The sequence below is a fragment of the Marinoscillum sp. HNIBRBA16962 genome, assembly GCF_057801515.1.
On record NZ_CM173603.1, the window covers coordinates 3,545,638 to 3,560,856 of the forward strand.

The 15,219-nt window shown below is 42.4% G+C and carries 11 protein-coding genes; 5 read left to right on the forward strand and 6 right to left on the reverse strand.

Annotated elements, in window-relative coordinates; all coding sequences use genetic code 11:
- Positions 1-88 precede the first annotated feature (88 nt).
- The 6 genes from AC3E9V_RS14695 to AC3E9V_RS14720 form a co-directional block, all read right to left on the reverse strand.
- Positions 89-823, reverse strand: a complete 735-nt coding sequence (locus tag AC3E9V_RS14695) for a head GIN domain-containing protein (RefSeq protein WP_488748885.1) — start codon at positions 821-823, stop codon at positions 89-91.
- A 48-nt stretch (positions 824-871) separates the two neighbouring features.
- On the reverse strand, positions 872-1,402 hold the full coding sequence (locus tag AC3E9V_RS14700; protein ID WP_488748886.1) for a thioredoxin family protein: 531 nt from the start codon (positions 1,400-1,402) through the stop codon (positions 872-874).
- A 79-nt stretch (positions 1,403-1,481) separates the two neighbouring features.
- Entirely contained in the window at positions 1,482-2,372 is an 891-nt protein-coding gene (locus AC3E9V_RS14705) for a DUF4340 domain-containing protein (protein ID WP_488748887.1), read from the reverse strand.
- A gap of 9 nt (positions 2,373-2,381) precedes the next feature.
- Positions 2,382-3,890: a GldG family protein gene (locus AC3E9V_RS14710; protein ID WP_488748888.1), complete on the reverse strand. Its 1,509-nt coding sequence runs from the start codon at positions 3,888-3,890 to the stop codon at positions 2,382-2,384.
- An 11-nt stretch (positions 3,891-3,901) separates the two neighbouring features.
- A complete protein-coding gene (locus AC3E9V_RS14715; protein WP_488748889.1) occupies positions 3,902-4,627 on the reverse strand; it encodes an ABC transporter permease in 726 nt (241 codons plus the stop codon).
- Between the two features lie 3 nt (positions 4,628-4,630).
- Positions 4,631-5,554, reverse strand: coding sequence for an ATP-binding cassette domain-containing protein (locus AC3E9V_RS14720; RefSeq protein ID WP_488748890.1), 924 nt, complete (start codon positions 5,552-5,554; stop codon positions 4,631-4,633).
- 460 nt (positions 5,555-6,014) lie between these two features.
- Between AC3E9V_RS14720 and AC3E9V_RS14725 the strand changes: the two genes are divergently transcribed.
- The 5 genes from AC3E9V_RS14725 (at position 6,015) to AC3E9V_RS14745 (ending at position 15,201) form a co-directional block, all read left to right on the forward strand.
- On the forward strand, positions 6,015-6,440 hold the full coding sequence (locus AC3E9V_RS14725) for a hypothetical protein (protein WP_488748891.1): 426 nt from the start codon (positions 6,015-6,017) through the stop codon (positions 6,438-6,440).
- Between the two features lie 11 nt (positions 6,441-6,451).
- Positions 6,452-9,718: a T9SS type A sorting domain-containing protein gene (locus AC3E9V_RS14730; RefSeq protein ID WP_488748892.1), complete on the forward strand. Its 3,267-nt coding sequence runs from the start codon at positions 6,452-6,454 to the stop codon at positions 9,716-9,718.
- A gap of 247 nt (positions 9,719-9,965) precedes the next feature.
- Positions 9,966-10,505, forward strand: a complete 540-nt coding sequence (locus AC3E9V_RS14735; protein ID WP_488748893.1) for an RNA polymerase sigma factor — start codon at positions 9,966-9,968, stop codon at positions 10,503-10,505.
- Positions 10,506-10,660: 155 nt separating this feature from the next.
- Positions 10,661-11,686, forward strand: coding sequence for a FecR family protein (locus tag AC3E9V_RS14740; RefSeq protein ID WP_488748894.1), 1,026 nt, complete (start codon positions 10,661-10,663; stop codon positions 11,684-11,686).
- Between the two features lie 110 nt (positions 11,687-11,796).
- A complete protein-coding gene (locus AC3E9V_RS14745; RefSeq protein ID WP_488748895.1) occupies positions 11,797-15,201 on the forward strand; it encodes a TonB-dependent receptor in 3,405 nt (1,134 codons plus the stop codon).
- Positions 15,202-15,219 lie beyond the last annotated feature (18 nt).

Here is a 15,219-nt window from a genome sequence, read left to right on the forward strand (position 1 = left end):
GATGAGTGTAAACCTGCACAAATAAAGAAAAGCCTGCTCAATTGAACAGGCTTTAAAGCAATAAGAAATTAAAAATTAAGTTCTTGATTTAAGATTTTCTGATGGAACCTCCACTGCTTGTGTTGGCATCTACCCGGGGATCACCCTTATACCGGATAGAACCGCCAGAACTGGCGCGGCCATCAAGCATTTCCTTAACGGTGATTTTAATGGAAGCCCCGCTACTTACACTCAGATCTGCTTCATCACACTCAAAATCATATCCGTCAAATTCTCCGGAGCTACTGCCTCCAATATCAGCAAACCTCACTCTTCCGCTGATATTAATGTCCCCTGCACTTGACATTTCAGCATCCAGCTCAGTAGCATTTACTTCCACATCCACGTCCCCACTACTGGATACGTCTATGTCTACATTCTCCGCAGAAACGGAAACCTTCACACTACCAGCGCTGCTGGCCGAAATATCAAAATCATCACCTGCATCTACAGCATCTTCCACTACGATCGATGCTGCTGAAGATGCTCCCACGCCTGTCAGGGTACGATAGGTAACGTAGACTTTTACATCTACATTTCGATGGTTGTTACCCTCCAGATGAATTCTGAGCCTGCCTCCGCTTACCTCTGTAAGCACGTCTTCTACCGGGATGCCCCTTGCCTCTATTTTTGCGGTTTCTTTACTTCCTGCCTGTAAATAAACCTCTGTACCTTCTGCTGCAGATACCCGATCAAATGACGCCAGAGTACGAGTCTCGGAAGACTGGGCAAAAACGTAGAATAGAAGTCCGTAAGCAAAAACGGATAAAAATAGCTTTTTCATAAATGTCTTTTTGTTAAAGACTAAAGCTAATTACCCAGGGTTGCATCCTTAAAGCGAAGACTGGTATTTTTTTTGAAAATCTTTCCAGGGAGTGTCTTTGAAATGATCGTCACCAATATAGCGAAGAATAGGATCAAGAGCCTTGGCATCCATATAACCTGGTATTGGTTGGATAATTTGAAATTCTTCATTCATGAAAACTGTTAAGGGATACCCAGTTAATTTATTTCCACTTAAAGCAACTGCTAACTCATGTGTTCCTCTTCTTCCTGCATTTGGATTGAACTTAAAAGTATGTCCATTAAACTTAATAGACCCCTCTTGCTCAGCATCAAATTTTACGGGATAAAAATTTTCATTAATATATTCGGCTAATTTTTTATTCCCGTAAGCTTCTCTATCCATTTTTTTACAATATCCACACCAGTCTGTATAAATATCGATCAGAAGTTTTTTGGGCTCTTTTTCTGAGCGCTTCACCGCTTCCTCAAAAGAGATCCACTCTACCTCCTGTCCATGTGACTGGAAAGCGAAAAATGATAAGATAAAACAGAAAAATAGTACACGCACTGCTTTCATAATTCTTGACTCTTAAGCAATTAAACTGGTATGGTCATTCAAAAGTTCGTCTAATTGCCTTTTCCTTAAAGCCAAGATACTAATTTTCTGAGCTCAAAAAGTATGATTTCCCTTTAAATAGCTTATCAACGACATTTTCATCCTGCCAGAATTCTTCAGGATTATAGGCTGACCCTACACGATTCTCACCGTAGTTGGTTACCTGGATGCTCTCACCGCTTTTCAGGTTATAGATCACATCATATTGAGCAGAGTAACCTTCATTTTCAGCAAATTTACGGCTGGATAGCAGGTTCAACCCATTCATATATTTTACTGTGGCAGCTGAGTCTGCTTTCACATTTTCAATCTGCCATTGACCTTCTGCCCTGGTTAGTGTAAATGCACTATCAGGATAGTTAAAATCAATGCTGGCTATCGAGTCTTTCTTTACACGGATTACGTCATCATTTCGGTAGGCATCAGCACCGGTGCTCACACTCATCTTCATAAAATCCTTTGCCACGTATGTGTCCTTCTCTCCGCTAAGGCGAACGTACGAGTAAAACTGGCGCTGTCCTTCTACATTGAATCGTCCCAAAATAATATCAAGGACCTCTTCGGACCCCTCGTAGGCCACAACTCGTAAGCCGGACTCATCTACCTGGAAATCTTTCCACTTATCCTCAGACCGGGATGCCAAACGGGACGGCTGAATGTTATTCAGGTTTTTCAGCATACTGATGACCGTATTTTTATCCGCAGGCTTTGAGTTATTTACTCGCCAGCCATCATCTGTTTTATTTAAATAGGTGGAGTCCTGAGGACTTAGCAGCTCTACCTTCGTTATAGCTTCCGGGTCTATGCCAACGAGCTCAGAGCGAAAAGACTCACTTCGGTCGTTACTTCCGGTGTATTTCAGAATAAAAAAGACACCCACCAGTACGGCCAGTACGGCCAATAATTTCATTGTATTATTTCCCTTCAACATAACTCGTTATTATTGATAGTTTCCTTGCATCCACTTTTGACGCTTACGATTGTTTCTCTGTTTTCTAATGAAAGCGTAAATCAGAATCAGAAGAATTGGCGCAAATACATTTCCGTATTTTATAATCACCTTGGTGCTATCTTCCACTTCATCCAAAGGTCTGGAGGTAATTCCTTTGGTTCTGAGGTTGATAAGGCCTGTGTCATCAGCTATCCAATCAATAGCATTGGAAGCCAGATTAATATTGTCCTCATTCTGCTGCTGAGGCTGCTGACCTTCACCATTCACACAGAAGGTTCCATTAGCAACCACAACGAGCTTCGATATTCCATTATCCAGGCCCCCGGCCAGTATTTGAGGCCCTGTAGTAAAATCTCCCCGCGACCATTGCTTCTGGATGTCGATGTAGCTGGGAGGTGTCACCAAACCGGAATTTTCTGATGAATAAACCAGTGGAACCTGGTTATAAGAAGTATCAGCTTGTGTAAAGCTAATAGCACTCACAAACGGAAACATGACTCGCTCCAGACCTTGCGTTACAGGGTGATCTTCAAAGTTGGAAATCATCGGAAAATAAGGGAATTCTTTCTGACTGTTAATGGTGAAAAAGCCCTGCCGTTGTTGTACGGTTACCGTTGCGCAGTTAGCATCCACAACGAAGTTTTTCCCTAACGAAAGACCCTTTTCGGCCAGCCAGCTGATCAAACCTACATCGGTGGTTCCGGATAGTAACCCCTGCTGCATATCTCCTTCCACTGTGGAATGAGCGATAAATAACCCACCTCCCTGCTGAAGGTACCTGTCCAGCTTATTGAATTCTCTTTGCTGAACAGAATCCTTTGGATAGATCCACAGTAGTGACCGGTAGTAGGAAGGCACAGCGCTGGTATCCTTTATTCTAAATGGCTCTACATCATAAAGAACCGAAAGCTGCTCCATTAGCTGTGGTATGGCCTGCAAGGATGGCTCTCCATAGCCCTGAATGAGACCCAGTTTAGGCTTGTCTGTGATGGAAATCTTTTTCAAAGCAGTCGTTAAGGAGTACTCCATCGCTGCTCCAGGCTGAATGAGCGGAATGATCTCCTTACGGTCATCCATCTGCAAAACAGCCCCCATGTAAGCCCGCATTTGCTGGACCTGGTCGCGCTCAGTTACATTGATCATGACCGGCCGGATTCCATTTTGCTGAGCTTCCTGCTCTTTTTCCTCGCTTTCATTCGGACTTATAAACTCGAAAACAATATTTCCGTCCGACCTGTTTTCGTATTCCACTAGCTGATCCTGAAAATCCTGTTTGTTCTTCAAAAGCTGTGGAGGCAGGTCCTCTGAAAAGTAAGCGGTTACGGTAACGACACCATCCAGCTCATCCAGAACCTTCAGCGTAGCATCACTAAATGTGTAGCGATTGTCTTCCGTAAAATCCAGCCTGAAATAAAGCTGTTCTGACACCAGATTGGCAACAATGATGATCGCCAATACGATGGCCAGTTGTATAAATATATTTTTCCGATTCATCATTTCTGATTTTTTTAAGATTGCCAGTTTCTTTTAGAAAGCATCACCTGAGAAAGAATGATGCCGGCACCGATGATTGAAAAGAAATACACCAGGTCCCTGCTATCTATCACCCCTCTGCTGAGAGACTCAAAATGTGTTCGCATGCTGAGGTAGTTGAAAATTTCTCCAAACGTACCTCTCACTGAAGTACTAACTACATCAAAAAGCAGGTGAAAAAAAATGCCGATAAAAATGGCTACCAAAAAAGCCACAATTTGATTTTGAGTAAGGCTGCTGGCAAAAAGCCCGATACTGATGTAGCTGGCGGACAACATCAGCAATCCAAGGTACCCTCCTATGATAGCTCCGTCATCTATATTGCCCAGCTGGGAAATCGTAATATAATACGGGACTGTGCATAGCAACGCGATCACAACCAAAAGCAGACAAGCCAAAAACTTACCCCAGACAATCTGGCTATCGGAGACAGCCTTTGTGATTAAAAGCTCAATAGTACCTGCCTTATTTTCTTCCGCAATCATGCGCATGGTAATGGCAGGAATGAAAAAGAAAAGAGACCAAAAGGCAATGCTGTAAAAAACCTGCATGCTGGCCTGATTGATCAAAAAAACGTTTGTCCCGACTAACCAGGTAAACACTCCGCTCAACCCAAGAAACAGGATGATCATGACATAAGCGATCAATGAATCAAAGAATGATGCAAGCTCCCTCCTGGTAATTATCCATATCTTGTTCATAGCTTATTTCGTTAGTTTTCGGAATACATCCTCCAGCCTGGTTTCAAGGCCGGACATTTCCAATAAATACCATTTTTTCTTGACGCACATATCAAAGACCTCTTTCCTGGAGGTATGATCAGGCTTACTCTGCACATTGAACCAACCCTCTCTTCCATCTATAGAAGTGACAGATTCTACGGAAGCCAGGCCTAGCAACGCCTTTTTAGCTGCTTCTGCTTCTGCTTCAATATGTACTTTGAGTAGTTCCTGTCCCTGAGATTGTGACCTTAGCGTATCTGAAGTACCATCCGCTACGATACGTCCTCTGTTAATGATCAGAATACGATCACATGTAGCTTCTACTTCAGAAAGTATGTGCGAGCTCAGTATAACGGTCTTTTCTTTACCCAGGTCCTTGATAAGCTTTCTGATCTCCACTATCTGATTTGGATCCAGACCAGTGGTTGGCTCATCCAGTATGAGTATTTCAGGATCATGGATCATAGCCTGTGCCAGTCCCACACGCTGACGATACCCTTTTGACAGCTCATTTATGTTTTTATGCTTTTCCCTGTCCAGTCCACACCGGTCGATCATCTCAGCTATCCTTCCTGGGATATCCTTAGCAGGCACCCCTTGAATCTCCGCAGTGAAGCGCAGGTATTCTACAATAGGCATATCCTGATAAAGTGGATTATTCTCCGGCAGATACCCGATCTTTCTTTTGATGGCTTCCGGATCGGTATGAATGGAATCACCATCCAAACGAACATCACCTGAGGTGGGGGCCATGAAACAGGTGATAATTTTCATGGTGGTACTTTTTCCGGCACCATTGGGACCCAGAAAACCGACCACTTCCCCGGTCTTTATCTCAAATGATATGTCATTGACTGCTTTTTGCTCACCATATTGCTTGGTGAGATTTTCTACAATTATTGACATAATTTCAAAAGAACAATGCTATAAAAATGATTACTATAAACCGAACAAACGATTTATTTAAAGACGATCGCAATATTAACAATGCTGGGAGTCTTAGTCAAGCCTCCGGGACTGTTAAAAAGTGTTAATTCTCTGCAAGCCTATTTCCAAAAATCAGATAGAACAAACGACTTAACTGATCACAAATCCCAACCATCTAAAATGAGCTACTGGCCGGTGAACGTGATACTATGTTTGCATTATAAAAATTGATTGAGCTTAGGCTAAATCAAGAGTAGTAGAAAGTATGTGTGTTTGATTCCGTGATTTGTGAGTCTTTCACGGAAAAGGGGCGTCTAAGGCGCCCTTTACTTTTTTAGTATGCATAGCTCTCCATTGGTCGAAGATTTAGTGCTTCTGTAGAATTTTGTTTGCACCTCGTTACAAAAAGAAGTAATATTAAAAGCCTAAAACATGATCAATGAAAATTTCTCGCCTGATAGTACTCATTTTCAGCCTAGCCTTTTTTTTCTCTTGCAAATCCCAACTCACAGTCAGAAAAGCTTCGTGGTATACATGGGCCGGAGGGCAACCCGGAGTAGGTGGAGTGAAGTATCAGATAGTACTGGATAACAAAAAGGAGAAACCATTTACTATAGATAAGCTAATGATTGACGGTCAGGAATTGGAAGACTTAACTTTCAGCGCCAGCGGAGACAGTATAATTATTACAGCATCTGAAAAAGAAAAAAGAACTCAACCAACCTTAAACGACCCCAATCCCCCTCGAAGTAAACTTAGAAGTACAGACCCTGAGTCTGCTGTCATTTCAGGCTTACTTGGTGGTAAGCAGGTTAAAATTGAGGTCGATTCATTTATAAAAGAAAAACCAATTAGTTATCAATAATATTCGCCAATATGTGGAAAAAAGCATTAACCCTTGCCCTTTCAGTTCTTACAGTTACATTGTTTACTCTTCCTTTCATTTCTCAAAAATCAGAAAGGGAAGCTTATATTGAATACCTGAGAAACCACCCTTACAATCCTCAAAACACACAGAGTAAAGGCCTTCATGAGATGCCTGAACAGGACCGGCCAGATCTTGCCTGGGAGCAAAACTACCTGATGACCATGGACCCTGCTCTTAAGCGACCCACACCTGAAAAACTTGAAGCAGGAAGAAAGCAAATCAGGGATTTTTTCGAACAAAAGGCTAAATCCAGAACCGGTACAGAGGACTTTCCGTGGGAAGAAAGAGGTCCACTGGAAATAGGCGGGAGAACCCGGGCTGTGATGTGGGACCCTAATGACCCGGAAGGTGACAAAGTGTGGGCTGGCGGAGTAAGTGGTGGTCTGTGGGTTAATGAGAATATTTTTGACGCAACTTCCCCATGGAAAAAAGTGGATGACTTCTGGGAAAGTATTGGGATTACCAGCATGGCATATGACCCTACAGATCCTATGGTATTTTATGTAGGCACCGGAGAAAGTGCAGGTGGAGCCACCAGAGGTGAAGGCATCTACAAAACCACTGATGGCGGTAACACATGGACACAACTTGCAAGCACTGAAGAGTTCTTTTATGTGAACGATATAGTGGTTAGAAACGAAGATGGAATCGGAGTGATCTATGCTGCTGTAGCACCCACATACTACAGAGGAGACTTTCATGGTGTTCCTGACCTGGGCCTACAGAGATCTATAAATGGTGGTACTTCTTTTGATCAGGTATTTCCTGATATTAGTGTAGACGAAGTAACCCCTCATGCAATTGCTGACCTGGAACTTGCGGCTGATAATTCACTATGGGCTGGTACGGTACAAAATGTATATGGTGAAGGAGGCGGATATATTCTCACCTCAACAGACGGGACTACCTGGGAGGTCTCCACGCAACGATCACCGGGTAACCGGATCATGCTTTCCAGCGCTCCCTCCAATTCAAGTGTTCTCTATGCTTTAGTAGAATCTTCCGGGGAAGTAGAAGAAGTAATCAAAACAACAGATGGAGGTGCCACCTGGAATAACTTGCCAGAACCAGATGATGCAGACGGCAATATTGATGCTGGCGATTTCTCCCGGGGACAAGCATGGTATGATCTGATCATTCGTGTAGATCCCAATGATGAAAACTCGGTCCTGGTTGGGGCGATTGACCTTTTTAAAACCTCAGATGGAGGTAGTACCTGGGACCAGGTATCTCACTGGTATGGTGGGTTTGGCTTTCAGTATGTACATGCGGATCAGCATGCTATACTATTTGAACCAGGGTCTTCATCAAATGTGCTTTTCGGAAATGATGGAGGGGTATTTGTTTCTTCCAATATGGATGCTACTAACCCTACAATCAACGCCAGAAATAACAGCTATAATGTAACGCAGTTTTACAGCTGTGCCATCCACCCTACACAGGAAGATTACTACCTTGCCGGCGCCCAGGATAATGGTACCCAGCAATTCGTAGACCCAGGAATCAGTGCCACTCAGGATATCTTCGGAGGTGACGGAGCTTTTTGCTTTATAGACCAAAGCAATGGGAATTTCCAGATCAGTTCTTACGTCTATAACGTTTATGGACTTTCCACAAACAATGGAAGCTCATTCAACACTTTCGCTGACGATCAAAATACCGGAAGATTTATTAACCCTGCCGATTATGATGATGGCCTTGGTATCCTTTACACTGTTGTAGATGAGGCTTCTATTGGAAGATTCACTGACGTAAGGACCGGATTTCCTGTGCGAGATGATTTTGATGTGGCCCTGGGAGCTATGGCTTCTCACTTGAGAGTTTCTCCTTACCAAAATACTTCCTCTACCCTTTTCGTGGGCACTGGAGCGGGTAATCTTTACAAGATAGAGGGAGCAGAAGGCACAACACCTGTAAGAAATGACATTACTGGCGACCTCCCCGAAGGCCATATTTCCTGTATAGAAATTGGCGCTTCTGAAGATCAGCTCCTGGCGACTTACTCCAACTATGGAGTCACTCAGGTCTGGCAAACTACAGATGGAGGAACTTCCTGGACTGAGAAAGATGGAAATTTACCAGATATGCCGGTAAGGTGGGCATTGTATAATCCTAATAATCGACTGGAAGTCATCCTGGCAACCGAACTGGGAATCTGGAGAACAGAGAATATCAATGCAACAGACCCGGTATGGGAACCATCTAATATTGGTTTAGCTAATGTGAGAGTAGATATGTTACAGATCAGGAATTCGGACAGTGAGGTTATAGCGGCTACTCATGGACGCGGCTTATATTCCAGCTACGGCTTTACAGTGAGCGAGCCTCCTCTGGCGCCATCAGCTCTGCAGGCTGAGATCTTTTCTCCTTTTGAAGTCAAGCTGCAATGGAGCGACAACTCAGATAACGAAACAGAATTTGTGATAGAAAGATCTGCAGATAATGTGACCTATGAAGAGATCGTTTCTCTCGAACCAAACACAACGAATTATACCGACAATACAGCTGATGGTTTAACAACCTATTATTATAGAGTCAAAGCAATCAATAAAATCGGAGGATCTGAGTACACGCTGGAGGTAGAAGTGACTACTCCGGAGGCATTACCCGACTTGCAAATTGCTGATTTCACTGCAGGGCAAAATATTGATAAAATAGATCTGTCTGGTTCAATTGCAAACCTGGGCTATTTAGACATGACCGAAGATATAGAACTAACTGTTTACTGGTCTTTCAACGAAACATTCGACCCTGTAAGTGCTAATGAATTCTACTCAAAGACCATTTCGGGAGGACTGACAGTAGATGGAAGCGAGCAACTTTCTGAAGCGCTTGATATTCCCCTGGATTTCTCCTCCGGAACGATACATTTTTTCGCATTCCTGGATGAAAATGGATCCGTTACTGAGTATGACGAAGAAAATAATTCTGCCACTGCCTCCATTGAGTTTATACCTTTAGCCGCAAACAACTCTAAAAAGAACCTATACAATGTCTACCCCATTCCTTTTGTTAATCAATTAACAATTGAGTCAGGCCGCGATGGATCATCCTTTTCTTACCGATTAGTGGATCTTGCCGGGAAAACAATCCTGACTGATCACTCAAGCAACTCAAAAGTAGAGCTGAACATGTCTTATCTGGGTAAAGGGGTTTATCACCTGGTAATAGTAGGAGAAAAAGGTCAGGAGACTTTTAAAGCATTTAAAAAATAATATCTCTTTTTTTAAGTTTTAAGTGATCCTGTAAAAATTACACATCATTAAAAAAGGTATGTAGTAAATTACCTCATGAGCTAAGCTAAAGAAGAAATGATTGACTTTTTGAATCGGGACATTAAAGGCCTACTTTAGCATGGAATAAAGTGAAATATTTCACATATATTCAAAATAATCTACTTTTGAATATTAACTTTATAGAATTAATCTAATTTCAATAAGCTAAATAAGAGAAATTTCAATCGTGCCACAGATTTCTGAAGTAGATCTAGTCAATCGTTTGAGTGAAGGATGTGAAGATGCCTTTACCAACTTATATATTAAGTATGCGAAGAAGATCTATTTTGTATCAAAAAAAATGGGCCTGGGCCATGAAGATGCAGAAGGGGTGGTTCAAAATGTATTTATAAAAATATGGCGGATCAGAACTTCTCTGGATAGTAGTCTATCGTTTAATGCATACCTGCTTTCCATCACAAAATCTGTCGTCATCAAGCAGATCAGAAAGAGAGCAAAAGAAGTGGCCTACCAGGAATATGCTTTGAACAATGACCCAGGAAGTTCAAATAATACAGAAGACTATGTGATTTTTAGTGATCTGGATGAACTCTCCACACAGATGATCAATCAGCTCCCGGCAAAACAGAAGCAGGTGTTCATGATGAAGAACTTTGAACATCTCTCTACAGAAGAGATAGCCAGAGAACTTAATGTTTCTAAAAGAACCATCGAGAACCAGATCTATCGAGCTACCAAGTGGTTAAAGGAACGTCTCGTTAATTAACAAAATCTCAATAAATCATTTCGTTTACTGAAAATCACTGAAGGCAATCAGTGTTTTTACCTCTTTTGATGTAATTCTTACAGTTCAGATGAGTATTTCGCCTGTTTGGAGGCTATATAATAGTGTACAAACAATAACAGGTTCAGAAATACCTAATGAAGGATAAGGAAAAGTTACTTAAAGATTTTTTTAACGGGAAGCTTAGCAAAAAAGAAGCAGGAGCTTTTCTGGATTGGTTCCTTTCCGATGAAGGAGAAAAGGAACTTTCCGATAAGATCGAAAACATCTGGGATGAAGAAATAGACCAGGATGTGGAGAACTGGAGTTCAGAAGGAATATTTGATAAAATTCAAAGCACTAAGGAGAACCAGCGGTTCCTGGTACAGCATGTCAACACTTCAAACTGGTGGAGAAATAATACATTAAAAATTGCGGCGTCAGTTGCTCTGGTCCTTACTTCGGTTACCGCTTTTTTTATTCTTGATAATCAGGTTAACGGCGATGAGAAACCGATTAAGACCTGTGAAATAGAGAAAGCAAATCCTACCGGTCAAAAATCCACCATATTTCTTGCTGATGGTTCCAAAGTGATCCTTAATTCTGCCAGCTCTGTATGCTACAGTGAAAACTTCTTGGAAAAAAGGCATATTCATCTCGAAGGTGAAGCATTCTTTGATGTAAAGAAAGACCCTGAGCGTCCGTTTGTAGTATACACAAAAGACCTGGCTACTACTGCTCTGGGTACATCTTTTAACATCAAAGCATACGATAACCAGACTACCGAGGTAGCTCTGGTCTCAGGCAAAGTTTCGGTGGAAGATGTCTTCCGGCCCGAGAATAAAGTAATTCTGAACCCTGGTGAGCTTGCTGCCAGGAGTATAGAAGAAAAGGATAGCACTCTTTCAAAATCCACTTTTGATTATATCAAGAAAATAGCCTGGAAAGATGGAGTAATTCATTTCAATGACACACCATTAGATGAAGCTGTAAAAACCCTGGAACGGTGGTATGGGGTTACAATCACTTACGAGAACAGGCCTCCCGCCGGGTTATACTGTACAGGTGAGTTTAAAAACGATTACCTGTCCAATGTCCTGGAAAGTATTGGGTTTACGCTGGGATTCAAATATGAAATTGATAATAAAACTGTAAAACTCAACTTCAAACCAAAAAACCAATAGTGCCTATGAAATAACAAAAGTAAGGGTACCAGGCAACAAATGTTGGCGCATGAGCACCTGGCACCCAGGATTTTCAGTGAATAATAACTCACCAAAAACATGACAAATTTATGAAAAATAGACTTTTACGTTACTCTGTATTGTTAGGAAAATTTACAATATATTGCTACGTGATTCAGGCATTTTTCCTGAATACACTCCTTGCCAATGAGGCAAGAGGCCAAAACGCCAAAAGCGTTAAAGAGGTTTTAATATCTCTGGAACTCGAAAACGCTAAACTGGACCAGGCGTTTAAAGCGATCGAATCTGCAACAGATTACGACTTCATCTATAACAAACGAGACCTGTCAAGATCTACTCGCGTATCCTTCAGAGGAAACAATTCTACCGTGGAAGATGTCTTGTTAGACCTCTCTCGTCAATCGGATCTTGTTTTCCGTCAGGTCAATAACCGTATCTCTGTAAAGAAAAGAAAGGGAGACCAGTCCACTGACAAAATTCAGGTGAGCATGGTACAACGCGACATTAGCGGTAAGGTAACCGACGAAAACGGGGAACCTCTACCAGGTGCAACTGTTCTGGTAAAAGGCACCACAAATGGTAGCGTTACTGATGTTGACGGGAACTTCTCTATCAGCGTACCGGATGATGCTCAGACATTGGTTGTAAGCTTCGTAGGCTACAAAACACAGGAAGTAGAGATAGGCGACAGATCTGTTATAAACATAACTTTACAAACGGATGTCAGTAGCCTCTCTGAAGTAGTAGTGGTTGGTTACGGGTCTCAGGAGCGAGCTCGCGTCACAGGAGCTATCTCATCTGTTTCATCAGAAGAGATCAATGAAATGCCGGTTGTATCTGTAGATCAGGCATTGCAGGGTCGAGCGGCCGGTCTTACAGTTGCCAATACCGGATCTCCCGGGGTAAACCCGATCGTAAGGATCAGAGGTCTTGGTACAGTAGGCAACAATGACCCATTGTATGTGATAGATGGAATGCCCGCTGGAGGATTGAATGAGATCAATCCTAACGACATTGAGTCCGTAGAAGTGTTAAAAGACGCATCAGCGGCTGCCATTTATGGATCCAGAGCAGCAAATGGGGTAATTCTGATCACAACCAAAAAGGGTAAAGTAGGTCAGACAAAAATCAATGTGGATGCCTATACCGGAGTTCAAACCGCATGGAAACAACTCGACCTCCTGAACCGGGAACAGTACCTCCAGTATGGGGAGAACTTACTTGGGGCAGGTAATACCCCGGAACGCTTTGACAACCTCGGAGAATTTGCCAATGTAGACACAGACTGGCAAGACGAGATGTTCAGGAATGCCTCCATCCAGGATTACAATGTCTCAATAAATGGAGGGACTCAAAATGCTATCTTCAATGTAAGTGGCGGATACTTCAGGCAAGAAGGAATTATGCTGGGGACTGGTTTCGAAAGATATTCTTTCAGAGCCAACAGCGAGTTTAACTTAGGAAAAGTAAAAGTTGGTGAGACCCTGACTCTTTCTTACACCGAAAGACAAAATGAACCTTACAGTGGAGGTCGATCTCAGATCGAGCACATGATCAAAATGGTCCCTTATATTCCGGTAAGAGATCCTGACATGATCGGTGGCTTCAGAGCTACTGACCTTGCAGATGGTACTGACCCGGAAAACCCTGTTCTAAATGCGAAATTAAGGAGAAATTCAGATGAGAACATGAAAGTTCTCGGAACTGCTTATGCAAGCTATGAGATTCTTGAAGGTCTTGAGTACAAATTCATGGTCGGAATGGATATGAACTTCGGCTTTAATAAGCAGTTTACACCAGTAATCGTGCCATCCGATGCTTATCACCTGAACCCTTCTGCGGACCTGAACCAAACCAGAAGTGACTACATCTCACCATTGATTTCTAACCAGCTGTCATTTAACCGATCATTTGGTAATCATACGATAGATGCCGTAGCAGTTGCTGAGCGTCAGACGCATGTTGGTAGAAATCTTCAGGGACAAGGCGAAACAGAATTAACCAGTGACATTGAAGTTTTGAATATTGCTGAAAATGACATTGTTGGAGGAACAATATTTGAATATGCAATAATCTCATATTTAGGCAGGATCAACTATGACTATATGGGAAAATATTTGGTTTCCGCTTCTGTTCGAAGAGACGGAGGTTCGAGATTTGGAAGTGAAAATAAATGGGGAACATTCCCTTCTGTTTCTGTCGGTTGGAGACTTAGCGAAGAAGCCTTTATGTCTGGCCTGACCTTTTTAAATGATTTAAAAATCAGAGCTAGTTGGGGTAAAGTTGGTAATGACAATATTGGAAACTATCAGTACCAACCAACGATAGCAAGTGGTCAGTCATATGTATTTGGTTCGGGGCAATCCCTCGTCCCTGGGTTCACTACCCGGGCTCAAGCTAATGAGTCGATAAAGTGGGAATCTACTGCTATGACAAATATCGGAATGGATATAGAGCTATTGGATGGAAAAGTAACGGCAAGCGTTGAATATTTTAATAACGAAACACAAGGAATGTTGTTACCAGTTCCAATCCCTCCATCACTCGGTTACGATATTCCACCAACTGACAATGTAGGCTCTGTTCTAAACAAAGGTTTTGAGCTGGTTGCAGCTTATAATGAGTTCGGTGGTGATTTTCAATGGTCATTAGGTGGTAATATATCGTTCATAAATAATGAGCTTACTTCCCTGGGATCAGGTAATGCAGTAACCGGTTCTCAGTTTGAAGGTCAGCCAACAACTAACACAGAAGAAGGTCAACCAATCGCATACCTGTACGGATGGGAGGTTGATGGGATCTTCCAGTCTGATGCCGAAGTAGCAGAAGCTAATGCTCTGGATGGTGACGCTGGTTCTCCCTACCAAACTGCTGATACGCAGGCTGGGGATATCAGGTTTAGAGATATCAACGGCGATGGTGCCGTGACTGACGATGACCGAACAAACCTTGGACACTTCCTGCCTGATTTCTCTTATGGAATCAATGGAAGAGCCAATTACAGGAATTTTGACGTTTCAGTTTTCATGCAAGGTGTATCAGGCAATGAGATCTTAAATACCAATCTTTATGACCTGGAGGGTATGCCTCGCCTTTTCAATGCCGGTGTACAGGTACTTGATGCGTGGACTCCCGAAAACACTGATACTGATGTGCCAAGAGCTGCAAATGGTGATCCTAACGGAAACGCTCGTGTTTCATCGCGATTTGTGGAGGATGGATCTTACTTCAGGATTAAAAATCTGACGATCGGATATACTCTTCCATCAAATCTACTCACGAATTTCGGTAATGGATTCATTAAGAGCATTCGGTTATATGCTTCTTCTCAAAACCTGCTGACTATCACAGGATACAGTGGTTATGATCCGGAAATTGGAGCACGACCTGATCTGGCCTCAAACCCAAGTAATGCAACACTTAACTCTGGAGTAGACTGGGGACAGTACCCTCAGGCCAGAACATTCTTAGGTGGTATACAAATTGGATTTTAATCGAAAAACCAGGAAGAA